The organism is Streptomyces sp. RPT161, assembly GCF_027533845.1.
In the GTDB taxonomy this organism is placed as follows: domain Bacteria; phylum Actinomycetota; class Actinomycetes; order Streptomycetales; family Streptomycetaceae; genus Streptantibioticus_A; species Streptantibioticus_A silvisoli_A.
This window is the reverse complement of record NZ_JAPZVN010000026.1, coordinates 60,948-82,714: the sequence shown is the minus strand read 5'-3', so window position 1 is coordinate 82,714 and position 21,767 is coordinate 60,948. Positions and strand designations below refer to the sequence as shown.

Sequence of the window (21,767 nt, the reverse complement as noted above, 5' to 3'; positions counted from 1 at the left end):
TCCGGCCGAGACCCGCGAGGTGCTCATCCGCTCCCTGGCGATGCTGCGCACCAAGCACGCCGACCTCCCGTCCCGCAAGCACGGCAACCCACCGCAGTAATCCTGCAGTTATGGAGAACCCTGTGAGCACTCCCGCAGACGCCGCTGCCGAGACCGTAGTGACCGTGCGGCGCGGGCACGCCGAGCCCGAGGAACTCGCGGCCATCACCGCCGTCCTCCTGGCCCGCGCCGCCGCCAACGCCCGTCCGGCAGCCACCGACAACAACGTACGAACCATGGCCCACTGGCGCCGCCTTGAGCGAGCCCAGGGCTTCTACGCACCGCACAGCTGGCAGGCGGTCGCCTAGGCCGCGAACGCGCCGACGCAGACGAAGCAGGCCCCCGCACCCGAAGGTGCGGGGGCCTGCTTCGTGACCCGCTATCGCAGCCGCGCCATCAGGGCGTGCTCGACCAGCGTGATCAGCGTGCTCTTGGCCTCGCCGCGCATCCGCGCGTCGGTGGTCATGATGGGCGTCTCGGGCCCGATCTGCAGCGCCTCGCGGACCTCTTCGGGGCCGTACGGCTGGTGGCCGTCGAAACCATTCAGCGCGATGACGAACGGCAGGCCCGAGTTCTCGAAGTAGTCGACCGCCGGGAAGCAGTCCGCCAGCCGGCGGGTGTCGACCAGCACCACCGCGCCGATCGCGCCGCGCACCAGGTCGTCCCACATGAACCAGAAGCGGTCCTGGCCCGGGGTGCCGAACAGGTAGAGGATCAGGTCCTCGTCCAGCGTGATGCGGCCGAAGTCCATCGCCACGGTCGTGGTGGTCTTGTCCGGGGCGTGGGTCAGATCGTCGATCCCCGCGGAGGCGGAGGTCATCACGGCTTCGGTGCGCAGCGGGTTGATCTCCGATACGGCACCGACGAACGTGGTCTTGCCCACGCCGAAGCCGCCCGCCACCACGATCTTCGCGGAGGTGGTGGAGCGGGCTGCACCGCTAGAGCTTGCGAAGTCCACTGAGCACCCTTTCGAGCAGTGTCACATCTGGCTGGCCACCGGCGGCTTCGTCGCCACCGGGCTGGTGGATGGCGACGAGTCCGGCCTCCGCCAGGTCGGCGACGAGGATTCGGGCGACGCCGAGGGGGATGGAGAGAAGTGCCGAGACCTCTGCCACCGACTTGATCTCGCGGCACAGGTGGCAGATCCGCTGGTGTTCCGGGAGTTGACCGCGCAACCGCTCCGGATCGGCGGTCGTGGAGACCAGCGCCTCGATCGCCAGTTGGTAGCGCGGCCGGGTCCGCCCACCCGTCATGGCGTACGGCCGCACCAGCGGCTGCTGGTCGGAGCCGAGCGGCGTACGGCCCCGTACGCCGCCGCGCGAACGCGGCGGCGGCCCCTGCGGGGGCATGTGCGGCTGGATCCGCGGCCCGGGCGGCTGCGGATCGTGCCGTTCCTGCTCCTGCGACGGCTGCAGCTGCGGGCTGGGCGCCGAGGGGAAGTTGAATCGCTTCAGCTGCTGCTGTTGCGGATCGCCATATCCGCCTGGGGGCGTTGCCACGGTTCCTCCTCCAGCTGGGCGGGGTGCCGTTCACCGTCTCCGCCGCAGGGTTGCCGATGCGTTAACGCACCTTACGGTCCGGTGACGCATCGGCGCACGCCTGTCCGGTAGTTGGGGGCCAGAAGGCCGCAGAGCCCGACAGGCTAGCCCAGCAGGCTGCCCTGCAGCTCGGCTCGCAGATCAGGGGTCAGAACGTTGCCCGCGCGATCCACGAGCAGCGCCATCTCGTACCCCACCAGGCCGATGTCGCACTCCGGGTGGGCCAGGACGGCCAGCGAGGAACCGTCGGAAACGGACATGATGAACATGAAGCCGCGTTCCATCTCGACGACCGTCTGGTTGACGCTGCCGCCCTCGAAGATACGCGACGCGCCCGCCGTCAGCGAGGTCAACCCGGAAGCTACGGCGGCGAGTTGGTCGGCCCGGTCCCGGGGGAAGCCCTCGGACATCGCGAGCAGCAGACCATCGGCGGAGACCACCACCGTATGGGAGACACCCGGGGTGTTTTCCACGAAGTTGGTGATCAACCAGTTCAGGTTCTGTGCCGCCTGGCTCATCGGACTCAACTAACGCTCCTGGTGGTTGGGGCCGAGGCCCTGGCTGTCAGTTGGGGAATCAGTTCCAGCGTTGCGTCCCTGCTGGACGCCGCGGCGCAGGTTGCTCAACCTGCCGCGTACGTCCTCGGGGGCGCGGGAGACCTGTGGGCCGCCCTGCGGGGTCTGGTGTGCGGTGCCAGCGACGAGGTTCGCCTTCGGCACTCGCCGCGGCAGGCCGGAGCTGGTCACTCCGCCGGCCTTGGGCTCACGGACCTGCTCGGCCCGCTGCCAGTGCTCGTCGTTCGCGGAACGCCAGTCGTCGGCGTTGCCATCGCCTCCCTGCTCCCGCACGGGGCCGTCCGCGAGCGTGTTCTCCTGCCGCTGCGGCGCGGCCGGTTCTGGCTGCTGCCACTGCCGGTTGCGACGTGGCAGCCCCGCGTCGGTCAGCGAAGGAGTGCTCGTCGGCTCGGCTTCCGGTGCGTCGTAGCCTACGCGCTCCGCGGCTCCAAGGGAGGAGTGCGATTCCGAACCCGGTGCCGACCAGCCATCCTGCGGATACTCCGGCTGCCACTGCGCGGAGGTGAACTCACCCTCCGGCTGGTAGCCGTGCGCGGGTCGGCCGTCGGTCCCGTGCGACGGCTGCTGCGGTACGGCGAACTCGCCGGTGTACTGGTTCGGTACCGGTGGCACCGGCTGCTCGAACCCGGGGTACGACCGCTCCGGGTCGTAGGACGCCTCCGGCCGGTACGCCGACTCGGGCTGGTACGACGACTCGGGGTCGTACGACGGCTCCGGACGCGGGTACGACGGCTCAGGCTGGTACGGCTGCTGCTCGCGCTGGGCGGCGGGAGCCACCTCGTCGCGGAACAGCGGTCGCCGCTCGGTGTCCTGGCGCTCGCCCGCGGCGGCCTCCAGGGCCGCCCGGCGCTCCTCGCGCCGCAGCTGGCGGCTGATCGGGTCCAACGCCCGGGCGTCGTCCGGGACCTCGAAGGCCCGGTCGTCGAAGCCCAGCTCCGCGGCGGTGAACTGGCCGGCGTGGAAGTCGTCGACCTGGTGCTCGGGGACGATCCGGGAGACGGTGAAGTCGTCCGGCGTCGGCTCCTCGCCGCCACCGCCGTGGGTGATCGGCTCCGGCAGCATCACCAGCGAGGTGGTGCCCGCCTGCTCGCCCGAAGGACGCAGCTGGACCCGGATGTTGTGCCGGTCGGCCAGGCGGCCCACCACGAACAGGCCCATGCGCTGGGAGACCGAGGCGTCGACCGTCGGCGGGTCGGCCAGCTTGTGGTTGATGTCCGCGAAGTCCTCGGCGGTCAGGCCGATGCCCTTGTCGTGGATCTCCACCATGACCCGGCCGTCCGGCAGCCGGGTGGCGGTCACCTTCACCCTGGTCTGCGGCGAGGAGAACGTGGTGGCGTTCTCCAGCAGCTCGGCGAGCAGGTGGACGAGGTCGGTGACGGCCGCGCCGTGGATCTCCACCTCGGGTATGGAGGCCAGCTCGATGCGCTCGTAGTCCTCCACCTCGGCGGAGGCGGCGCGCAGCACGTCCACCAGCGGTACCGGCTGGTTCCAGCTGCGGCCGGGCTCCTCGCCGGCGAGGACCAGCAGGTTCTCGCCGTTGCGGCGCATACGGGTGGCCAGGTGGTCCAGGTGGAACAGGTTCTCCAGCTGGTCCGGGTCGGCCTCGTTGTTCTCCAGCTCGGTGATGAGCGACAGCTGGCGCTGGATGAGGTCCTGGTTGCGCACCGACAGGTTGGTGAAGATCGCGTTGACGTTGCCGCGCAGCAGCGCCTGCTCGGCGGCGAGTCGTACCGCTTCCCGGTGCACCTGGTCGAACGCCCTGGCGACCTCGCCGATCTCGTCCCGGGTGTTGATCGGGATCGGTGCCACACGGGTGTCCACCCGGCCGGGATCGGTGCGGGAGAGCTGGTCGACCAGGGCCGGGAGGCGCTGCTCGGCCACCTCGAAGGCGGAGGTGCGCAGCTTGCGCATGCTGCGGCTCATGGAGCGGGCCATCAGCGCGGCGACCACGAAGGCCAGCAGCACACCGGCGAGTACCGCCGCGGAGTTGATGATGGCGTTGTTCTTGGCGTCGGAGGCCACCGCCGCGGCGTCGTTCTCGGCCTGGTTGGCCAGCGTCGACTCGACCGTGCGGTAGGCGTTGAAGGCCAGCGTGGAGGAGGCCCACCAGCTCTGCGGGGTGATGCCCTGGGCGCGCAGCGCGGTCGCCGACTCGCCGGAGGAGATCGCCTTGACCATGGTGGTGCGGTCCGGCGGGGCGACGAACGGCTGGCCGGCGGCCTGCGCCTTGGACTTGGCGTCGGCGATCTGCTGCCTGCCCTGCTGCTGCGCGGAGTCGTTGGCGTCCTGCAGCCGCTGCATGTCCGTCGGGGTGCCGCCGCCCTCGTACTCCTGGAGGGCGATGTTCTCCAGGTACGCGTAGGAGGACAGCGCGGTCAGCTGGAGCCTGCGCTCGGACTCCGGGACCGGGCCCTCGGACATGACGTGCATGCCGATCGAACGGGTCAGCGACTCGGCGGCCTTGGCGAGCGAGATCGCGTACAGCGTGCGGCCGTAGCTCGTCATGTTGTTGGTGCCGAAGCCCAGGTCGTTGGCGAACTCCATCAGCGGGTGCTGGACCTGGACGTAGCCCTCCTCGGTCTGCACACCCGGCAGCTTGCTGGTGTACGCAGCCTGGCGCAGCGCCGCGAGCTTGGGCTCGACCTGGCGGAAGGAGGCCAACCGGCGCTTCAGGTCCGGGGCGTCGGGCATCTGCGCGACGGCGGCGTTGAAGGCGTTGGCGGCGGCGTCGGTGGTGGCCCGGGCGGCGACCACGTCGGAATTCTTTGTGTCACCTTTGAGGAGTGGAACCACCGAGCGGTCCCGCTCGTCAATCAATGCGTGGCTATAGGCGCTGGCGGCTCGGACCAGCTTGGCGGTGCGTACCGCGGCGTCGGCCTGCTGGTAGCGGTCGACCGAGTCCTTGACGTTGAACCCGCCGACCACCAGCGCGACCAGCACGGGGATGAGCAGGATCGCGTTCAGCCGGGTCCGCACCCGCCAGTTGCCGGGCGAGAGGCGACTGCCCGCGGGTGGGGCCGGAATAGCTTCGTCGGCCATCGCCCCGGTGTCGCGGCCCGGCGGCGTGAAATTGCCTCGGGCCGGTTGCACGGGGTCAGGCCGTGTCCGCGTCGTATTCCTCACTCGACCAACAACCTCTCGGCGCCGACACACCGACGTGCCGTGTCTACTCGCTGGTTCAACGAATTCCAGCACGTCACGGCGGTCCTTTCCAAACGTCTGGACAGAGTTCGCCAACCGCCAAGACAGCACTGATAAAACGGGCATAAGCGCTATTCGGCGGCAAATGACGAGCGTTAAGTGAGCGCTGTGGAACGGATCGTATGCGGGGGGTGTCCGCCCCCCGGCGATTCTCTGTCGAAACGTTATGAAGGAGCGGGCCGGTCGTGTCATAAGACACAGCCGGCCCGCTCCTTGCCGATCACAACTGGCAAGATCCAACGGCTACTTGAGTCTGGCCAGCAGCGCGTGCTCCACCAGCGTGATCAACGTGCCCTTGGCGTCCGCCCGCTGACGGGCGTCGGTGGTCACGATCGGCGCCTCGGGACCGATCTGCAGCGCCTCGCGGACCTCGTCCGGGGCGTACGGCTGCTGGCCTTCGAAGCCGTTGAGCGCGATGACGAACGGCAGACCGGAGTTCTCGAAGTAGTCCACCGCGGGAAAGCAGTCGGCCAGCCGACGGGTGTCGACCAGGACAACCGCACCGATCGCACCGCGCACCAGGTCATCCCACATAAACCAGAAACGGTCTTGTCCTGGGGTGCCGAACAGGTAGAGGATCAGGTCGTCATCGAGCGTGATGCGGCCGAAGTCCATCGCCACGGTCGTGGTGGTCTTGCCGCTGACCTGGCTGAGATCGTCGATCCCGGCCGAGGCCGCGGTCATCACCGCTTCGGTACGCAGCGGGTTGATCTCCGACACGGCACCGACGAAGGTGGTCTTGCCGACGCCGAAGCCACCCGCCACCACGATCTTGGCGGAGGTGGTGGACCGCGCCGTCTGCTGCCCGTAGGCCGCGCCGTGCTGGGACAGACCGCCCGCACCCTGTGCGTACGAGTCGGCGCCCTGCGGTCTAGAGCTTGCGAAGTCCACTGAGCACCCTCTCCAGCAAAGTGACATCGGGCTGTCCGCCGGCCTCACCGGTGCTCGGCTGGTGGATCGCCACCATGCCCGCCTCGGCGAGGTCCGCCACCAGGATCCGCGCCACACCGAGCGGGATCGCCAGCAGCGCGGAGATCTCCGCCACCGACTTGATCTCACGGCACAGATGGCAGATGCGCTGGTGCTCAGGAAGCAGACCCTGGTACAGCGAAGGGTCCGCCGAGGTACTCACCAGCGCCTCGATCGCCAACTGGTATCTGGGTCTGGTACGACCACCGGTCATGGCATAAGGCCGGACCAGCGGTTGTTCGCCCTCCTCGGCGTCGTACGGCAGGTGGTGGGCAGCGCCGTACGGGTCGGGTGAGGCGGGTGGCGGGGTCATGTACGTCGTCCTCCGAGCGAAGCAGAAGCAAGCTGGTCCGGGTCATTGCGGGGGAGGTACTGCAAAGAGCGAGGATCAGCCGAGCAGGGTGCCTTGCAGCTCGGCGCGTAGATCGGGGGTGAGCACGGTCCCCGCCCGGTCCACGAGCAGGGCCATCTCGTAGCCCACCAGGCCGATGTCGCACTCCGGGTGCGCAAGCACGGCGAGGGAGGAGCCGTCGGAGATGGACATGATGAACATGAAGCCGCGCTCCATCTCCACCACCGTCTGGTTGACGCTGCCGCCCTCGAAGATGCGCGAGGCGCCCGCGGTCAGCGAGGTCAACCCGGAGGCCACCGCGGCGAGTTGGTCGGCCCGGTCGCGCGGGAAGCCCTCGGACATCGCGAGCAGCAGACCATCGGCGGAGACCACCACCGTATGGGACACACCGGGCGTGCTGTCCACGAAGTTGGTGATCAACCAGTTCAGATTCTGTGCCGCCTGGCTCATCGGACTCAACTAACGCTCCTGCTGGTGAGAAGTGCCGGTACCGAAGCCGCGCCCGTCCGTCTGGCCGGACCCGGCGCTGCGGCCCTGCTGGATGCCGCGGCGCAGGTTGGTGAGCCGCCCGCGTACGTCGTCGGGTGCCCGCGAGACCTGCGGACCGGTGTGCTGGGTCTGCTCCGCGGTGCCCGGGACGAGGTTCGCCCGCGGCACCCGGCGCGGCAGGCCGGATGAGGTGATCCCGCCGGCGGCGGGCTCCCGTACCTGCTCGGCGCGGCGCCACCGCTCGTCGTTGGGCGACGGCTGCCACTCCTGGGTCGTCTCGGCGGACGGCGCGCCCTGCACCCGGGACGGCTGCGGGCCGCCGGTCAGCGGGGGCTGCTGCCGACGCTGGGGCGCGGCGGTGCCGCCCGCGGCCGGGACGTCGTGCTCGTCCTGCTGCCGGAACCAGTCCGACTCCAGCGACTCGAAGATCGGCGAGCGGCCGTCGCCGGGGGAGTCGGCGGGCGGCAGCGCCATCGGCTCGGCGGCGGGCGGCAGTTGGGCCTCCGTACGCCGCTGCCGCGGCCCGCGCGGAGCGTCGGTCACCGCCGGGAACTCGCCGGTCGCCTCATACGCGGGGGGCTCGGCGGCCGGACGCTGCTGCGGCTGCGGCGCCTGACGGCCGCGCGGGCCGAACACGTCCGAGCCGGAACCGGCCGGCTGACCGCCGAAGAAGTCGGTGGCCGGCTGCTGCTGGGGCTGCCGGAACTCACCGGTGCTGGAGTTGTCGTAACCCGGCTGACGGAACTCTCCGGTGCTGGAGTTGCCGTATCCCGGCTGACGGAACTCTCCGGTGCCGGAGTTGTCCGCGTAGCCAGGCGCCTGGGGCTGCCGGAACTCGCCCGTGGTGGCGTTGTCGGGGTACCCGGGCGGCTGCGCCACCGGGAACTCGCCGGTGGCGGCGTCGCCGTAACCGGGCTGCCGGGCAACGGGGTTGGCGGCCGAAGCGGCGTCCGGGAACGCCGGGCGCTCGAACTGGGCGGTGGACTCCACGTCGTCGTGGCCGCGCGGCACGTCCGCGCCGTCCCGGCCCTGCTGGGCGGCCCAGCTCGGTGTGGGCCGCTCGCCGGACGCCGCCGGGGTGGGCGCCGCGGGCCGCTGCGGGGCGCTCGGCCCCGACCGGGTCGGCAGGCCCGAGGGGGTGCGCTGCTGCGGGCGGTCCTGCCCGGAGTCCTGGTTGCCGGTGAGCGCGGGACGCGGGCCGACCGGAGGCACCTGGCCCTTGGGCTGCTGCCCCGGCTGGGCACCGCGGCCGACCTGGCCGGCCCGGCGCACCCCGCCTTCGGCGGACGCGCCGCGCGCCGCCGCGATGTCCCCGGCAGCGCTCTTGCCGCCCGGCACGGGCGGTATGACGCCGCCGCGCTTGCCCTGGGCCGTGCCGGGGGCGGGCTTGGCGCCGCCCTGCGTGAGGTCCACCGGCAGCATGACCAGCGCGGTCGTACCGCCGGAGTCCGACGGCCGCAGCTGGATCCGGATGCCGTGCCGCAGCGAGAGGCGACCGACCACGAACAGGCCCATGCGGCGGGAGACGGACACGTCCACCGTCGGCGGGTTGGCCAGCCGCTCGTTGATGTCCGACAGGTCCTCGGGCGACAGGCCGATGCCGGTGTCGTGGATCTCCACCAGCACCCGGCCGTCGGGCAGCGCGTGGCCGGTGACCCGGACCTTGGTCTGCGGGGAGGAGAACGAGGTGGCGTTCTCCAGCAGCTCGGCGAGCAGGTGGACGAGGTCGTTGACGACCCGGCCGGCGACCTCGGTGGGCGGGACCGCGGTCAGCTCGATGCGCTCGTACTGCTCCACCTCGGACGCCGCGGCACGCAGCACGTCCACCAGCGGCACCGGGCGGGTCCACCGGCGGCCCGGCTCCTCACCCGCGAGAACCAGCAGGTTCTCACCGTTGCGGCGCATACGGGTCGCGAGGTGGTCCAGCTTGAAGAGGTTGGACAGCTGGTCCGGGTCCGCCTCGCGGCTCTCCAGCTCGGAGATGAGCGACAGCTGGCGCTGGATCAGGCCCTGGCTGCGCCGCGAGAGGTTGGTGAACATCGCGTTGACGTTGCCCCGAAGCAGCGCCTGCTCGGCGGCGAGACGGACCGCCTCGCGGTGGACGTCGTCGAACGCGCGGGCCACCCGGCCGATCTCGTCGCGGGTGTTGATGCCGATTTCCTGGACGGAGGTGTCCACGTCCTGCGGGTCGGACTCGGACAACTGCTTGACCAGCTCGGGCAGTCGCCGCTGGGCGGCGTCCTGCGCCGCGTCCTGGAGCCGCCGCAGCGAGCGGATCATGGAGCGGGCCACCACGAACGCGCCGACCAGCGAGACACCGAGGACCAGCAGGATCAGCGCACCGTTGATCAGCGCGTCCTGCTGGGCCGCGGAGCGCAGCTCCAGCGCCTTCTGCGACATCTGGTCGAGGAGCTCGGCCTCGATGCGGGACATCTCCTGCATCTTGGTGTCGGCCTGGTCGTACCAGTCCAGGTACGACTTGGACTCCTGGGCGATGCCGTTCTGGGTCTGCAGCACCCGGTCGCGGTATTGGTCGGCCTGGGTGATCACGACGTTGCCGCCGTCCAGCGCCTTCATCAGCTCGGCCGAACCGGGGCCGTAGATCTCGGAGAACCGTTTGATCTCCGAGTTCTCACTGTCCGAGGCGGTCTGCGCGTACAGCCGGTCACTGTTGGACAGCGAAGGGCCGGACGGGTTGGCGAGCGCGGCACTGATGACCGCTCGCTGGATCGACTCGTACTCCTTGGCCGCGGTGAACGCGGCGAGCGCACGAGTGCTCTTGATCATGTCGGAGTTGCTGGTCGCCTGCGCCATGTCCTGGGAGAGCGACAGCAGCGAGTTGATCAACTGGTCGTAGCCGCTGACCGTTTGCGAGATGTACTGCGGGTTGTTGTACGCGTCACCGCGGATCTGCTTGAGGCTCTGCAGCTGCCGGGTGATGTCGATGATGGTGCTGCGGACGCCGACCAGCGAGCTGTCGTTGGTGTTGATGCCCGCGGTGGCGTCCTGGAAGCCCTGGATCTGCTGGTTGGTGGCCTGCTGGGCGGCGACGACGGTGTCGTCGTTGGGGTGCTTGCTGGTGATCGGACCGGCCGAGGCGTCGCGCTCGTTCTGCAGGGCGTCGGCGAGCTTGGTGGCGTGACCGGTCATCTCGGTCAGCAGCTTCATGTGGTCCAGCTGGTCCACGTTCTTCAGCTGGTCCTGGATGCGCAGCACGCCCAGCGTGGTGGCGGCGACCACCGGCAGCGCGAGCAGGGAGACCAGACGGGTCCGGATGCTCCAGTTGCGCATGGACATGCGCGAGGCGTGTTTGCCCTGGCTGCCCGAGGTGGCGGGGGGCTCCACATCGCCGCCCGGCGTGGCCGGGGCGCTCATGGCGCGGGGGCCGGCGTCAGGGGCCGGCGCGCCGTTGGCGGATGGGCCCTTGGGGGCCGCGCCCTTCGCGGATGCGCCGCCCTTGGGGCCTGGTTGCCCGGTGGCCGGGGTGACCGGATCGGTTGGCGGTGCGGAAGGAGCCATCCGCGGCTCCGGGCCGCGGCCGGCTCCGTCGCGCGCCTCCGGGTCTCCCGCGGCGCCGCCATCCCTCTTGAAACGTCCCTGCACTAGCGTCGCAACCTCTGGACCAGGCGTCCCCCGCGCGCGGGGGACGGTGTCGGTTCTTGGGGCCCGCGGCCCTCCTGGGGAACGGTTGACCGGCGAGTGCCCGTTGCACCGCCGCTCGACGCTGCTGCGCGCCCCCTGCGTGCTCGTCGACTGGTCGCGGCGGTCCGTGGAATTCCAGCACAGGCGGGGAGGTCCAACAAGGTGCGTGCCCGAGCTGTGACGATGGTTACGCACCGCAGGCAATAGATCACCGCGGGTCTAGGACCATGTCGGCGATAACGGACTTTTACCCGCGAGCCCGGTACGTGGCCGTGCTGACCCGCTAACGCCCATCGGCGGAGATAAGAGGCGATCAGTCCTCAATGCCGGTTTCCCCGTATCGAATTGGCGAGTCGATTTGCGGCGAATTGCCCTGGTGTTAGTGAGCAAAATCACACGATGATCGTTGCCTGGGTCACGGAGTCACCGGAATGCGCGGACATAGCCTGAGCCTTTACACAAGGTGTTACTTCGACAAACGGCGCCGTCGGCGCCCCAACTGCAAAAGGTCTGGACCGAAACGTGAAGACGACGATGCTGATGCGTCCGATAGCCAACCCGCGTCGCACCACGCTCGCCCATCTGAAGGACGCCGACGAACTGGTCCCGGCCCCGGCCGCCGAGGAGACCGCCGTGGAGGCCCGCGACCTCCCGCAGCAGACCGCGAACCCGCGCCGCACGGTTCTGGACACGCTGCCCAGCGCCTGACCCTGCCGCCCGGCCCGGTGCCGGAAATGAGCCGGGGGCGCGTCGCCACCCCGCGATAGCCTGGAGCGTCAGTCTCCAACCTGTGAAGGGCGCGGCATCCGTGCGCATCGCCAGATTCTCCATCGACGGCAATGTCGCCTTCGGCGCGGTGGAAGGGGACCCGGCCCAGCCGGACACCCTCGCCATCGACATCATCAAGGGCATCCCGTTCGCCGAGTTCGAGTTGAGCGGCACCAAGGTCCCGCTCAGCAAGGTCCGGCTGCTACCCCCGGTACTGCCCAGCAAGGTCGTCGCGTTCGGGCGCAACTACGCCGAGCACGCCGCGGAACTGGGCAACGAGGTGCCGACCGCGCCGTTCGCCTTCTTCAAGCCGTCGACCTCGGTCATCGGCACCGGCGACCCGGTCCCCTACCCCCCGTTCTCCTCCGAACTGCACCACGAGGCGGAACTCGCCGTGGTCATCGGCCGGATGTGCCGGGAGGTGCCGCGGGACCGGGTGGCCGACGTCATCCTGGGCTACACCTGCGCCAACGACCTCACCGCGCGCGACGTACAGCGCGCCGAGAACCAGTGGGCCCGCGCCAAGGGGTTCGACGCCTCCTGCCCGCTCGGGCCGTGGGTGGAGACCGGCATTGATCTGGAGACCGCGGCCGATCTGGCGATCACCTGCACGGTCAACGGCGAACTGCGGCAAGCGGGCCGCACCAGCCAGATGACGCACCCGATCGCCGACCTCATCGTCAACATCAGCGAGGCGATGACCCTGCTCCCCGGTGACGTCATCCTCACCGGCACACCGGCGGGGGTCGGCCCGCTCAACATCGGCGACGAGGTCGCCGTCTCCATCGAAGGCATCGGCACTCTCACCAACAAGGTGATCAAGCGTGGTTAGCGCACCAGTACGCGTACGGTTCTGTCCCTCGCCGACCGGCAACCCCCATGTGGGCCTGGTCCGCACCGCCCTGTTCAACTGGGCCTTCGCCCGGCACCACAAGGGCACCCTGGTATTCCGCATCGAGGACACCGACGCGGCCCGCGACTCCGAGGAGTCGTACAACCAGCTGCTCGACGCGATGCGCTGGCTCGGATTCGACTGGGACGAGGGCCCCGAAGTCGGCGGCCCGCACGTGCCGTACCGGCAGTCCCAGCGGATGGACATCTACGCGGACGTGGCGCGCCGGCTCCAGGAGGCCGGGCACGCCTACCGCTGCTACTGCACCACCGAGGAACTGGACGCCCGCCGCGAGGCGGCCCGCGCCGCGGGCAAGCCGTCCGGCTACGACGGCAAGTGCCGGGAGCTGTCCGCGGAGCAGATCGCGGCGTACGAGGCCGAGGGCCGCACCCCGATCGTGCGGTTCCGGATGCCCGACCGGCCGATCACCTTCACCGACCTGGTGCGTGGCGAGCTGACCTTCACCCCGGAGAACGTGTCGGACTACGGCATCCTGCGGGCCAACGGCGCTCCGCTGTACACCCTGGTCAACCCGGTGGACGACGCGCTGATGGAGATCACGCACGTGCTGCGCGGCGAGGACCTGCTGTCCTCCACCCCGCGGCAGATCGCGCTGTACGCGGCGCTCGCCGAGATCGGCGTGGGCAACGGCACCACCCCGCAGTTCGGGCACCTGCCGTACGTCATGGGCGAGGGCAACAAGAAGCTGTCCAAGCGGGACCCGCAGTCCTCGCTCAACCTCTACCGGGAGCGAGGCTTCCTCCCCGAGGGACTGCTCAACTACCTGTCCCTGCTGGGCTGGTCGCTCGCCGAGGACCGCGACATCTTCACCATGGACGAGATGGTCGCCGCCTTCGACATCAAGGACGTCAACGCCAACCCGGCGCGGTTCGACCTGAAGAAGTGCGAGCACATCAACGCGGAGCACCTGCGCCGACTGGACCCGAAGGCGTTCATCGAGGCGTGCGGCCCGTGGCTGAAGGCCCCGCACGCGCCCTGGCGCCCGGAGGCGTTCGACCAGGCGGCCTTCGAGGCGATCGCGCCGCACGCGCAGACCCGCCTCACGGTGCTGTCCGACATCACCGCCAACGTGGACTTCCTCTTCCTCGACGAGCCGGTCGAGGACGAGGCGTCCTGGAACAAGGCGATGAAGGAGGGTTCGGACGCGCTGCTGCGCACCGTCCGCGCCAAGCTGGCGGAGCTGGCCGACTGGAACGCCGAGGAGCTCAAGTCGGCCGTCCTGGCGGCCGGTGAGGAGCACGGCCTCAAGCTGGGCAAGGCGCAGGCACCGGTCCGGGTCGCGATCACCGGCCGCACGGTCGGGCTGCCGCTCTTCGAGTCGCTCGAAGTGCTGGGCCGGGAGCGGACGTTGGCCCGTGTCGACGCCGCGCTGGCCAAGCTCGGCGGCTGACACCCGTACGCCCGTGAAGGGGGCGGCGGCCCATGGTGGCCGCCGCCCCCTTTCGGCTGTCCACGGGCATCCCGGGGGCCTTCCACCGGCCGCGTCCGAAAGTACGGGGACGGTCACGCAGCGTGTCGGGCCGCAGGTCGGGGTATTCGATTTTGGTGCTGGGGCAGGCATCCGGTAATGTTCTTTCTGCGCCGCCCGGGCGGGCCGAAAAAAGGCCGGACCGGGAAGCGCAAGCGCCAAACAAGGCCTCCCCGGGGGGTTGAGTTCGGTGGGGTATGGTGTAATTGGCAGCACGACTGATTCTGGTTCAGTTAGTCTAGGTTCGAGTCCTGGTACCCCAGCTGATCGATGAAATTCGATCAAGCCCCCGTTGTGTAGCGGCCTAGCACGCTGCCCTCTCAAGGCAGTAGCGCCGGTTCGAATCCGGTCGGGGGTACGGATCCTGAAGGATCGCTAGGGCCCCCGTTGTGTAGCGGCCTAGCACGCCGCCCTCTCAAGGCGGTAGCGCCGGTTCGAATCCGGTCGGGGGTACGGTAAGGCCTCCTGCTCACGCAGGAGGCCTTTTGCTTTTGGCGGCACGCGCCGCGCACGGGGATGTGCACAACTTCCTCCGTGGCCGCGGGGGTTCGGGGGTGCGGTTGGGGACAAGCCCCAACCCCGCGGGGGATCGCGCTGGAGGCTTGGGGCCAGCCCCCGAAGACCTTTCCGTCGCGACTGGGGCCAATCGCGAGTCCGGCGGGTTCCGAACGAACCGCAACCCGCGAACGCGCCGCGAGGGCGAGCCTCAGCCGTTGCGGCGGAGTGCCTCGGACAGGCGCGCGGCGGCGTCTATGACCGCCTGGGCGTGCATGCGGCCGGGATGCCGCGTCAGACGCTCGATGGGGCCGGAGACCGAGACCGCCGCCACCACGCGGTTGGACGGACCGCGTACGGGCGCGGAGACGGACGCCACGCCCGGCTCGCGCTCACCGATCGACTGGGCCCAGCCGCGGCGGCGTACGCCGGACAGCGCCGTGGCGGTGAACCGGGCGCCCTGCAGCCCGCGGTGCAGCCGCTCCGGCTCCTCCCAGGCCAGCAGCACCTGGGCGGCCGATCCGGCCTTCATCGGCAGCGTGGAGCCCACCGGCACGGTGTCCCGCAGTCCGGACAGCCGCTCGGCCGCGGCCACGCAGATCCGCATGTCGCCCTGGCGCCGGTAGAGCTGCGCGCTCTCGCCGGTCACGTCCCGTAGGTGGGTGAGCACCGGACCGGCGGTGGCCAGCAGCCGGTCCTCGCCCGCGGCGGCGGACAGCTCCGACAGCCGGGGGCCGAGGATGAAACGGCCCTGCATGTCGCGCGCCACCATCCGGTGGTGCTCCAGCGCGACCGCGAGCCGGTGTGCGGTGGGGCGGGCGAGGCCGGTGGAGGCGACGAGCCCGGCCAGGGTGGCCGGTCCCGACTCCAGTGCGCTGAGCACCAGAGCTGCCTTGTCGAGAACGCCGACGCCGCTAGAGTTGTCCATGCAACGATACTTACGTCTCACACTGTGAAACGCAAGTTCAATTTTCCGGAGAAGCCGTCACGCTGGATGGCAACCCCGCCAGGACGAGCAGGCGCGGTGGGGACACCGGCCGAAGGGAAAGCGATGGGACGGACACTCGCGGAGAAGGTCTGGGACGACCACGTCGTTCGGCGCGCCGAGGGCGAGCCCGACCTCCTCTTCATCGATCTGCACCTGCTGCACGAGGTGACCAGCCCGCAGGCCTTCGACGGACTGCGGCTGAGCGGCCGTACCGTGCGTCGCACGGACCTCACCATCGCGACCGAGGACCACAACACCCCCACCCTCGACATCGACAAGCCGATCGCCGACCCGGTCTCCCGTACCCAGTTGGAGACGCTGCGTAAGAACTGTGCAGAGTTCGGTGTTCGGCTGCATCCGCTCGGTGATGTGGAGCAGGGCGTTGTCCACGTGGTGGGACCGCAACTGGGACTGACCCAGCCGGGCACCACCGTGGTCTGCGGCGACAGCCACACCTCCACTCACGGCGCGTTCGGCGCGCTGGCGTTCGGCATCGGCACCAGCCAGGTCGAGCACGTACTGGCCACCCAGACGCTGCCGATGCCCAGGTTCAAGACCATGGCGATCACCGTCGACGGTGAACTTCCCGACGGCGTCACCGCCAAGGACCTGATCCTGGCGATCATCGCGAAGATCGGCACCGGCGGCGGCCAGGGCTATGTGATCGAGTACCGCGGCTCCGCCATCGAGAAGCTGTCGATGGAAGCACGGATGACCGTGTGCAACATGTCGATCGAGGCGGGCGCCAGGGCCGGCATGATCGCCCCCGACGAGACCACGTTCGCCTACCTCAAGGGCCGTCCGCACGCGCCCGAGGGCGCGGACTGGGACGCGGCGGTCGAGTACTGGAAGACGCTGCGCACCGACGACGACGCGGTGTTCGACCGCGAGGTGCACATCGACGCGGCCCAACTGGCTCCGTTCGTCACCTGGGGCACCAACCCGGGCCAGGGCGCGCCGCTGTCGGCCGCCGTACCGGACCCGGCGTCGTTCACCGACCCGAGCGAGCGGCTGGCCGCCGAGAAGGCGCTGGAGTACATGGGCCTGGCGCCCGACCAGCCGCTGCGTGAGATCGCGGTGGACACCGTGTTCGTCGGCTCGTGCACCAACGGCCGTATCGAGGACCTGCGGTCGGCCGCGTCCGTGCTGGAGGGCCGCAAGGTCGCCGACGGGCTGCGGATGCTGGTGGTGCCCGGCTCGGTGCGGGTCGCCCTGCAGGCCGTCGAGGAGGGGCTGGACAAGGTGTTCACCGCCGCTGGGGCCGAATGGCGGCACGCGGGTTGCTCGATGTGCCTGGGTATGAATCCCGATCAACTCGCCCCGGGCGAGCGGTCGGCGTCCACCTCGAACCGCAACTTCGAAGGACGGCAGGGCAAGGGCGGCCGCACCCATCTGGTCTCACCCCAGGTCGCCGCCGCCACCGCGGTGCTGGGGCACCTCGCCTCGCCCGCCGACCTGTCCGACGTCCGTACTCCCGTGGAGGCCTGAGCGGTCATGGAAGCTTTCACCACGCACACCGGCCGTGCGGTCCCGCTGCGCCGCAGCAACGTGGACACCGACCAGATCATCCCCGCGCACTGGCTGAAGAAGGTCACCCGCAACGGTTTCGAGGACGGGCTGTTCGAGGCATGGCGCAAGGACCCGCAGTTCGTGCTCAACCAGCCCGAACGGCGGGGTGCCACCGTGCTGGTCGCCGGACCCGACTTCGGCACCGGCTCGTCGCGTGAGCACGCGGTGTGGGCGTTGCAGAACTACGGTTTCAAGACCGTGCTGTCCTCCCGCTTCGCCGACATCTTCCGCGGCAACTCGCTGAAGAACGGCCTGCTGACGGTCGTTGTTCCGCAGGACGTCATCGAACGGCTGTGGAAGCTGACGGAATCCGACCCGGCCGCCGAGATCACCGTCGACCTCGTGGCCCGCGAGGTACGCGCGGAAGGCCTAACGCAGTCCTTCGAGTTGGACGACAACGCGCGCTGGCGGCTGCTCGAAGGTTTGGACGACATCAGTCTGACGCTGCGCCATGAGGCCGACATCGCCGACTACGAGGCGCGTCGACCCGTCCACAAGCCGCGCACAGTGGAGGTCTGACCTCCCGTTTCCCGTGTCCACCACGTACCATCCGCAACGCGCCCCCAGCCCCCGAGGCTGGGGGCGCGTTCGGCGTGTGAGGCACGCTGGAGGCGTTCGCTGTACGGCGAGTTGACCCCTGCGGAGGTGACAACTCGTAGCAGATGGCACAATTGCCACATGGACCGCGATGACCAACTCAAGCTCTACGGGGTCGTTGCGGCACGCCTCAAGGTGGCGCACGCCAGGGTGCGAGCACTGCAAGTCCCCGACGACGTACGGGTGGCGATGACCCGCAAGTTGCTAGTCATCACCGCCGCCGCCAAGCACGACGTGGTTGGCGCAGAGCAGCGGTTGGAGCGCTTCATGCGGGACTTAGACGAGGGGCGGTTCACCGATCCCGGAACTCAGTGAGCACCGAGTTCGTTGCGGCACAAGGGTGATTCGCCCGTTTCGTATTTGATTTGCGGTATATATCTGCCTAACGTGCGAAAAAGCTTGATCTGCTTGGACACGGTTTTCGTTCCAGCAAAGTTTCCGAAGGGGAAGACGTGAACAAGGCGCAGCTCGTAGAAGCGATTGCCGACAAGGTCGGCGGGCGGCAGAACGCCGCGGAAGCGGTCGACGCCGTTCTCGACGCGATCGTCCGCGCGGTTGTCGCTGGCGACCGGGTCTCGGTCACAGGTTTCGGTTCGTTCGAGAAGGTTGACCGGCCCGCGCGTTACGCCCGTAACCCGCAGACCGGCGAGCGCGTCCGGGTCAAGAAGACCTCCGTGCCGCGCTTCCGTGCGGGCCAGGGCTTCAAGGACCTGGTCGCCGGCACCAAGAAGCTGCCGAGGGGCGGCGAGGTCGCGGTGAAGAAGGCGCCCAAGGGCAGCCTTACCGGCGGGGTTACGGCCAAGAAGGCGGTGGCGAAGAAGGCCGCCGCGAAGAAGGCCGCCGCGAAGAAGACGACCGCCAAGAAGGCCGCCGCGAAGAAGACCACCGCCAAGAAGGCTCCGGCGAAGAAGACCACCGCGAAGAAGGTCACCGCCAAGAAGACGACGGCGAAGAAGGCCGCCGCCAAGAAGGCCACCGCCAAGAAGGCTCCGGCGAAGAAGACCACCACCCGCAAGACCACCGCCAAGCGGACCGCCCGGCGGTAGACCGCCAGGCGGAGCAGTCCCTCAGGCCGCGACGGGCCGGGCCCCCACACGGGAGCCCGGCCCGCGCCGCGTCGACGGCGGAAGTTGACGGATCAGGCCCCCGGGTCCTCGAAGGTCTGCAACGTCACGAAGACCACTCGGCGGGCGTCGCCCTCGCCCTCGATCCGGATGCGCACCCGCTGGCCGACGCGCAGCAACCGCAGCCCGCCCGCGTCGAACGCCGCCGCGTCGAACGGCACCGGCGTGCCGTCGTCGAGCAGCACGCTGCCGCTGCGGGTCTCCGGATCGAAGGTGTACGACGTCGCTTGCATGCCTCGCAGCCTAGTCGGCTGCCGACCACGCTGTTCCCTTCCGGGTGCGCCGGGTTCCCGGGCCTGGAACGCGGTTTTCGACACCGCCGGGCCGCGGCGTGGGAGTTGCCCGCCCCGGCGGCGGACAGGGACTTGAGGCAGGCTCCGGCACGATGGTGGTGATCCGCGTTGTCGGGTCGCCGGCGAACGCCCCGCAAGGGACTACAACTGGAGAGCCGCGGTGGCCCTGGCCGTATGGGGGCCCACGCCCAACGCGAGGGCGGCGCGCAGGTCGGAGGCGGTGTCCACGTCCCGCCGTACCGAGTCGACTCCGCTCAGTGTGATCTCCCTGGCGCCGGACGCTCGGTGGCGGGCGCGGGAGGGGCCGCCGAAGGCGGGGCGCAGTTCGGTGCCGGGCGCGGTGGCGAGCAGTGTGGTGCCGACGCCCGCCGCGTCGGCGAGGAACGCCCGTCCGGCCTCGGCGGACGCCGCCTCCAGCACCGCCGCGAGCTCCGCGGGCCGCAGCGCCGGAAGATCCGCGTTCAGGGCCGCCACGGCGCCGAGCGCCCGCTCGGCCCGCACCACCCGCGCACCGTGCGCCAGCGCCGCGTTGAGGCCCGCCGCGGGCGCGTCCGGCACGATCCGCGCGCCCAGCGCCGACAGCTCGGCCGCGGCCAGCGCGTCGTCGGTGACCACGTGCACCCCCCGTACCGCCGCGCAGGCCAGTGCCGCGGCCACCGTGTCCTGGGCGAACGCGAGGGCCAGACCAGGGCGCAGATCCCCCAGCCGGCTCTTGGCCAGGACCAGCGGTTTGAGCGGTATGACGAGATCCCACACCCTTTGGCTGCGCATCCGGTCATTCTCCCCGTGGGCGGTCGCGACGCCCCGGGCGACCCGCGTTACGGTGTCGGTACCGTCCCCGTGGCCGTCGGCCGCGAACCGTTCACGGCGGGTGCTTCTCGACAGAGCGCGGGCCTGGGGCGAAACTTGTGCGGCTGTCCGAAAGCGCAGATGAAACCGCGGGCAGCGCCAATCGAGGAGGATGTCCTGGTGTCCCGCCGCAGAATCGGCTTCTGGTACCGCTTGGCCGCCGTCATCGCGAAACCATGGCTCATCGTGTTCTTCAAGCGGGACTGGCGCGGAATGGAGAACATTCCAGCGGACGGCGGATTCATCACCGTGGTCAACCACAACTCGTACCTGGACCCGTTGTCGTACGCGCATTTCCAGTACAACACCGGCCGTGTCCCGCGCTTCCTCGCCAAGTACGCGCTGTTCAAGGCCCCGGTCGTGGGCGGGATGCTGCGCCGCATCGGCCAGATCCCGGTCTACCGCGAGTCGACCGACGCCGCCAACGCCTTCCGGGCCGCCGTGGAGGCCATCAACTCCGGCGAGTGCGTGGCGTTCTACCCCGAGGGCACCCTCACCCGCGACCCCGACCAGTGGCCGATGGCGGGCAAGACCGGCGCGGCCCGGGTCGCGCTGCTCACCAAGGCGCCGGTCATCCCGGTCGCGCAGTGGGGCGCCAACGAGGCGCTGCCGCCGTACGGCAAGCTGAAGCTCTTTCCGCGCAAGACGTTCAGGGTGCTGGCCGGGCCGCCGGTCGACCTGTCCGCGTTCTACGACCGGGAGCCCACCGCGGAGAACCTGCGCGCCGCAACGGACGTGATCATGGATGCGATCACCGAGCTGCTCGCCGAAGTCCGCGGGGAGCCCGCGCCCACGGAGCGTTACGACCACCGCAAGGCGGTCCGCGCCCAGCAGGCGGCCCGGCGTGCGGCGGCGGCGACCGAGAACGAAGAGAGTGGAGCGTAAGTGACGACGCGCTGCGCGGTGTACGGCACCGGATCCTGGGGCACGGCCTTCGCGATGATCCTGGCTGACGCCGGATGCGAGGTGACCCTGTGGGGCCGCCGTGCCGCCCCGGTCGACGCCATCAACACCACCCGTTCCAACCCGGACTACCTGCCGGGCGTCGAACTGCCGCCCGGCGTACGGGCCACCACCGATCCAGCCGAGGCCGCGCGTGACGCGCGGTTCGTGATCCTGGCCATCCCGTCCCAGACGCTGCGCGCCAACCTCACCGAGTGGGCGCCGCTGCTGCCCTCGGACACGGTGCTGGTCAGCCTGATGAAGGGCATCGAACTCGGCACCGCCAAGCGGATGAGCGAGGTGATCGAGGAGGTCGCCAAGGCCGGTCCGGAGCGCGTGGCGGTGCTGTCCGGCCCCAACCTGGCCAAGGAGATCGCCGCCCGGCAACCGGCCGCCGCGGTGGTCGCGTGCCGGGACGAGGCGGTCGCCCAGAGGTTGCAGGCGGCCTGCCACACCGCGTACTTCCGGCCGTACACCAACACCGACGTGGTCGGCTGCGAACTCGGCGGCGCCGTGAAGAACGTCATCGCGCTCGCGGTCGGCATCGCCGACGGCATGGGGCTCGGCGACAACGCCAAGGCGTCGCTGATCACCCGCGGCCTGGCCGAAACCACCCGGCTCGGGCTGGCGATGGGCGCCGACGCGCACACCTTCGCGGGCCTCGCCGGGCTGGGCGACCTGGTGGCGACGTGCTCCTCGCCGCTGTCCCGCAACAACACCTTCGGGCGCAACCTGGGCCGCGGGATGACCCTGGAGGAGACGGTCGCGGTCACCAAGCAGACCGCCGAGGGCGTCAAATCCTGTGAATCGGTGCTGGATCTGGCCCGCAGGCACGGTGTCGAGGTGCCGATCACCGAGACCGTGGTGGAGATCGTGCACGAGGGCAAACCGCCGCTCGTGGCGCTCAAGGAGCTGATGTCGCGCTCCGCGAAGGCCGAGCGTCGCTAGTGTGTCCG

21 protein-coding genes and 3 tRNA genes are annotated in these 21,767 nt (G+C 70.0%); 13 read left to right on the top strand and 11 right to left on the bottom strand.

All coding sequences use genetic code 11. The features are described 5' to 3' along the window. Nucleotides 1–110 precede the first annotated feature (110 nt). Nucleotides 111–347: an acyl-CoA carboxylase epsilon subunit gene (locus tag O5O46_RS31585; protein ID WP_269859061.1), complete on the top strand. Its 237-nt coding sequence runs from the start codon at nt 111–113 to the stop codon at nt 345–347. Nucleotides 348–418: 71 nt separating this feature from the next. Here O5O46_RS31585 and O5O46_RS31580 read toward each other — a convergent pair whose 3' ends face one another. The 8 genes from O5O46_RS31580 to O5O46_RS31545 form a co-directional block, all read right to left on the bottom strand. Beyond that, a complete protein-coding gene (locus O5O46_RS31580; protein ID WP_269859060.1) occupies nt 419–997 on the bottom strand; it encodes a GTP-binding protein in 579 nt (192 codons plus the stop codon). Then, nucleotides 978–1,538 carry a DUF742 domain-containing protein gene (locus O5O46_RS31575; protein ID WP_269859059.1) on the bottom strand — a complete coding sequence of 187 codons (561 nt, stop codon included), beginning with the start codon at nt 1,536–1,538 and terminating at the stop codon, nt 978–980. The genes O5O46_RS31580 and O5O46_RS31575 overlap by 20 nt, the downstream gene beginning before the upstream one ends. A 143-nt stretch (nt 1,539–1,681) precedes the next feature. Then, the gene (locus tag O5O46_RS31570; protein WP_303654100.1) at nt 1,682–2,095 is read right to left on the bottom strand and encodes a roadblock/LC7 domain-containing protein; all 414 of its coding nucleotides are present in this window, start codon (nt 2,093–2,095) and stop codon (nt 1,682–1,684) included. A 9-nt stretch (nt 2,096–2,104) separates the two neighbouring features. Then, nucleotides 2,105–5,191 (bottom strand): sensor histidine kinase, encoded by a 3,087-nt coding sequence (locus O5O46_RS31565; RefSeq protein WP_269859058.1) that lies wholly within the window; start codon nt 5,189–5,191, stop codon nt 2,105–2,107. Between the two features lie 405 nt (nt 5,192–5,596). Further along, nucleotides 5,597–6,244, bottom strand: a complete 648-nt coding sequence (locus O5O46_RS31560; protein WP_443072673.1) for a GTP-binding protein — start codon at nt 6,242–6,244, stop codon at nt 5,597–5,599. Beyond that, entirely contained in the window at nt 6,225–6,635 is a 411-nt protein-coding gene (locus tag O5O46_RS31555) for a DUF742 domain-containing protein (protein ID WP_269859057.1), read from the bottom strand. The genes O5O46_RS31560 and O5O46_RS31555 overlap by 20 nt, the downstream gene beginning before the upstream one ends. A 75-nt stretch (nt 6,636–6,710) precedes the next feature. Further along, entirely contained in the window at nt 6,711–7,124 is a 414-nt protein-coding gene (locus tag O5O46_RS31550; protein ID WP_255930345.1) for a roadblock/LC7 domain-containing protein, read from the bottom strand. A gap of 9 nt (nt 7,125–7,133) precedes the next feature. Further along, nucleotides 7,134–10,766: a sensor histidine kinase gene (locus tag O5O46_RS31545; RefSeq protein WP_269859056.1), complete on the bottom strand. Its 3,633-nt coding sequence runs from the start codon at nt 10,764–10,766 to the stop codon at nt 7,134–7,136. Between the two features lie 561 nt (nt 10,767–11,327). Between O5O46_RS31545 and O5O46_RS31540 the strand changes: the two genes are divergently transcribed. The 6 genes from O5O46_RS31540 to O5O46_RS31515 all read left to right on the top strand — a co-directional run bounded on the left by O5O46_RS31540 (nt 11,328) and on the right by O5O46_RS31515 (nt 14,407). Continuing rightward, nucleotides 11,328–11,513, top strand: a complete 186-nt coding sequence (locus tag O5O46_RS31540) for a hypothetical protein (RefSeq protein ID WP_269859055.1) — start codon at nt 11,328–11,330, stop codon at nt 11,511–11,513. A 100-nt stretch (nt 11,514–11,613) separates the two neighbouring features. Continuing rightward, complete coding sequence (locus tag O5O46_RS31535; protein WP_269859054.1) at nt 11,614–12,405, top strand: fumarylacetoacetate hydrolase family protein; 792 nt, start codon at nt 11,614–11,616, stop codon at nt 12,403–12,405. Continuing rightward, the gene (gene gltX, locus O5O46_RS31530; protein WP_269859053.1) at nt 12,398–13,876 is read left to right on the top strand and encodes a glutamate--tRNA ligase; all 1,479 of its coding nucleotides are present in this window, start codon (nt 12,398–12,400) and stop codon (nt 13,874–13,876) included. Before O5O46_RS31535 ends, gltX begins: the two co-directional genes overlap by 8 nt. Nucleotides 13,877–14,145: 269 nt before the next feature. Continuing rightward, nucleotides 14,146–14,217 (top strand) — tRNA-Gln (locus O5O46_RS31525). Nucleotides 14,218–14,239: 22 nt separating this feature from the next. Then, nucleotides 14,240–14,312, top strand: a tRNA-Glu gene (locus O5O46_RS31520). A 22-nt stretch (nt 14,313–14,334) separates the two neighbouring features. Continuing rightward, nucleotides 14,335–14,407: transfer RNA gene (locus O5O46_RS31515), tRNA-Glu, on the top strand. Nucleotides 14,408–14,660: 253 nt separating this feature from the next. Here the strand turns inward: O5O46_RS31515 and ndgR are convergent. Then, the gene (gene ndgR / locus O5O46_RS31510) at nt 14,661–15,377 is read right to left on the bottom strand and encodes an IclR family transcriptional regulator NdgR (protein ID WP_269859052.1); all 717 of its coding nucleotides are present in this window, start codon (nt 15,375–15,377) and stop codon (nt 14,661–14,663) included. Between the two features lie 123 nt (nt 15,378–15,500). Between ndgR and leuC the strand changes: the two genes are divergently transcribed. The 4 genes from leuC (at nt 15,501) to O5O46_RS31490 (ending at nt 18,649) form a co-directional block, all read left to right on the top strand. Continuing rightward, entirely contained in the window at nt 15,501–16,925 is a 1,425-nt protein-coding gene (gene leuC / locus O5O46_RS31505; RefSeq protein WP_269859051.1) for a 3-isopropylmalate dehydratase large subunit, read from the top strand. Nucleotides 16,926–16,931: 6 nt separating this feature from the next. Continuing rightward, nucleotides 16,932–17,525 (top strand): 3-isopropylmalate dehydratase small subunit, encoded by a 594-nt coding sequence (gene leuD / locus O5O46_RS31500; RefSeq protein ID WP_269859050.1) that lies wholly within the window; start codon nt 16,932–16,934, stop codon nt 17,523–17,525. A 159-nt stretch (nt 17,526–17,684) separates the two neighbouring features. Continuing rightward, nucleotides 17,685–17,918 (top strand): hypothetical protein, encoded by a 234-nt coding sequence (locus O5O46_RS31495; protein WP_269859049.1) that lies wholly within the window; start codon nt 17,685–17,687, stop codon nt 17,916–17,918. A gap of 137 nt (nt 17,919–18,055) precedes the next feature. Further along, nucleotides 18,056–18,649, top strand: coding sequence for an HU family DNA-binding protein (locus O5O46_RS31490; RefSeq protein ID WP_269859048.1), 594 nt, complete (start codon nt 18,056–18,058; stop codon nt 18,647–18,649). A 92-nt stretch (nt 18,650–18,741) separates the two neighbouring features. On the opposite strand, the gene O5O46_RS31485 is transcribed toward O5O46_RS31490, so the two are convergent. Continuing rightward, nucleotides 18,742–18,960: a hypothetical protein gene (locus O5O46_RS31485; protein ID WP_269859047.1), complete on the bottom strand. Its 219-nt coding sequence runs from the start codon at nt 18,958–18,960 to the stop codon at nt 18,742–18,744. Nucleotides 18,961–19,161: 201 nt separating this feature from the next. After that, on the bottom strand, nt 19,162–19,791 hold the full coding sequence (gene cofC / locus O5O46_RS31480; protein ID WP_269859046.1) for a 2-phospho-L-lactate guanylyltransferase: 630 nt from the start codon (nt 19,789–19,791) through the stop codon (nt 19,162–19,164). Between the two features lie 198 nt (nt 19,792–19,989). On the opposite strand from cofC, the gene O5O46_RS31475 reads away from it, so the two are divergent. Then, complete coding sequence (locus O5O46_RS31475) at nt 19,990–20,754, top strand: lysophospholipid acyltransferase family protein (RefSeq protein WP_269859045.1); 765 nt, start codon at nt 19,990–19,992, stop codon at nt 20,752–20,754. Next, the gene (locus O5O46_RS31470; RefSeq protein WP_269859044.1) at nt 20,755–21,759 is read left to right on the top strand and encodes an NAD(P)H-dependent glycerol-3-phosphate dehydrogenase; all 1,005 of its coding nucleotides are present in this window, start codon (nt 20,755–20,757) and stop codon (nt 21,757–21,759) included. Nucleotides 21,760–21,767 lie beyond the last annotated feature (8 nt).

Coding starts and splice junctions, on each gene's coding strand:
- O5O46_RS31585 (WP_269859061.1), top strand. CDS start 111: ATGGAGAACCCTGTGAGCACTCCCGCAGACGCCGCTGCCGAGACCGTA.
- O5O46_RS31570 (WP_303654100.1), bottom strand. CDS start 2,095: ATGAGCCAGGCGGCACAGAACCTGAACTGGTTGATCACCAACTTCGTG.
- O5O46_RS31565 (WP_269859058.1), bottom strand. CDS start 5,191: ATGGCCGACGAAGCTATTCCGGCCCCACCCGCGGGCAGTCGCCTCTCG.
- O5O46_RS31555 (WP_269859057.1), bottom strand. CDS start 6,635: ATGACCCCGCCACCCGCCTCACCCGACCCGTACGGCGCTGCCCACCAC.
- O5O46_RS31550 (WP_255930345.1), bottom strand. CDS start 7,124: ATGAGCCAGGCGGCACAGAATCTGAACTGGTTGATCACCAACTTCGTG.
- ndgR (WP_269859052.1), bottom strand. CDS start 15,377: ATGGACAACTCTAGCGGCGTCGGCGTTCTCGACAAGGCAGCTCTGGTG.
- leuC (WP_269859051.1), top strand. CDS start 15,501: ATGGGACGGACACTCGCGGAGAAGGTCTGGGACGACCACGTCGTTCGG.
- leuD (WP_269859050.1), top strand. CDS start 16,932: ATGGAAGCTTTCACCACGCACACCGGCCGTGCGGTCCCGCTGCGCCGC.
- O5O46_RS31495 (WP_269859049.1), top strand. CDS start 17,685: ATGGACCGCGATGACCAACTCAAGCTCTACGGGGTCGTTGCGGCACGC.
- O5O46_RS31485 (WP_269859047.1), bottom strand. CDS start 18,960: ATGCAAGCGACGTCGTACACCTTCGATCCGGAGACCCGCAGCGGCAGC.
- cofC (WP_269859046.1), bottom strand. CDS start 19,791: ATGCGCAGCCAAAGGGTGTGGGATCTCGTCATACCGCTCAAACCGCTG.